Raw genomic sequence first — 1,417 nt, 5'->3', positions numbered from 1 at the left:
CGGCTTGAAACCGTCCAGGTCCAGGAAGAGCGCGGCCAGGGCGCCGTCGGCCCCGGCCTGCCGCCGGCGCCGCCAGTCCAGAACGGCGGTCTCGGCCCGCTCCATGAACAGCGCCCGGTTGGGCAGCCCGGTGAGCGCGTCGTGCAGGCGGGCCCGGGCCAGGCGCGCGGAACTGAGCAGCGCGGCCGCGCCGATCAGCAGGATCATGATCATGGCGAGGCTGAAGGCGCCGAAGATCTGCCAGGCGACCCGGCTGGTCGACTGGACCGGAGCGAGCAGGGCCGACCTCGACGTCGTCATGACCACTCGCCAGGCCGTACCGGTGACCGGCGCCGCGCAGAAGTACGTGTCGCCGACGACGCCCTCGTTCTGCCTGCGCAGCGCCGAGAGCAGGGCCGCCGGCGGCGCCTCGGTGGCCGGCCGGGCCGATCCGGTCGAGGTGATGACCCGCCCGGCGCCGTCGATCAGGTACGAGCTGACACCCGGCAGGTTCAGGGTGCTGGAAACCAGCGCCGAGAGCTCCTCGACCGCGACGGGAGCCACGAGCACCCGGATCCCGCCGGGCGCGGTGAAGGGCTGGAAGGCGGGCACGCTGGCACCGCTCGGGGTCGCCACGACCTCACCGAAGGCGAGCCGTCCCGTCTGATTCGCGATCCGGAGCCCGGAGCCGTCCGGCAGGCGCCGCGCGACAGCGTCGTGGGACGGGGGATAGCTGGCCAGCTCGGTGCCGTCGGCGGCCAGGACGGCGTACCAGGGCGTGCCGAGCTGCTCCAGCAGCTTGCGGGAGTCCCGGCGCAGCTGGGCCGGGGTGCCGGAGAAGGCGGTGACGCCCACCGCCCGGGTCTTGGTGTCGCTGGCCCCCAGCGTGCCGGCGATCGCGTTGGCGCCGTCGCGGGGCCGCAGGCCGAACTCCTCGAAGATCTTCACCCGGGAAGCCTCGACGGTGTCCGCGAGGTAGTAGCCCACACTGCCCACCAGCGCCACGCTCAGGAACACGGCGAAGCAGACCGCCAGCTTCCGCACCATCACTCTTCCCTCACGCTAGAGGCCACAGCTGTCCTATCGGCCGGGGGAGCCGGCTTCGTGAGCGGGGCGGGGTCCTCGGCGAGAGAAGATGATCCTGACGAGAGGGGACTGGCGTGGGGTCGACACCGCTGGACGGACGGCTGGCCGCGGCACGGGCCGAGGCGCTGGTGGGCCGGGACGCGGAGCGCGCGGTGCTGGACCGGATGCTGTCCGGGGCGGCGGACGCTCCGCTGGTCGCGTACCTCCATGGGCCCGGCGGCATCGGCAAATCCTGGCTGCTGCGCCACGCCGGCCGGCAGGCCGAGCCGGCCGGCCGGCGCGTGGTAAGCATCGACGCCCGGTACCTCGACGCGGACCCCCGCCGGCTGGCCGAGGCCGCGGCTGTGGCGTG

At 74.0% G+C, this 1,417-nt stretch carries 1 protein-coding gene and 1 pseudogene; one reads left to right on the top strand and one right to left on the bottom strand.

Going from position 1 to position 1,417, the window contains the following annotated elements; all coding sequences use genetic code 11:
* Window positions 1–1,026: pseudogene (locus AB0C29_RS48420) on the bottom strand (hypothetical protein); the annotation flags it as partial.
* Between the two features lie 113 nt (window positions 1,027–1,139).
* Here AB0C29_RS48420 and AB0C29_RS48415 point away from each other — a divergent pair.
* A partial coding sequence (locus AB0C29_RS48415) for an ATP-binding protein (protein WP_360835125.1) occupies window positions 1,140–1,417 on the top strand: 278 nt, incomplete at its 3' end.

Source organism: Actinoplanes sp. NPDC048791, from assembly GCF_040650095.1.
Lineage (GTDB): Bacteria > Actinomycetota > Actinomycetes > Mycobacteriales > Micromonosporaceae > Actinoplanes.
This window is presented reverse-complemented; position numbering and strand designations above follow the sequence as displayed.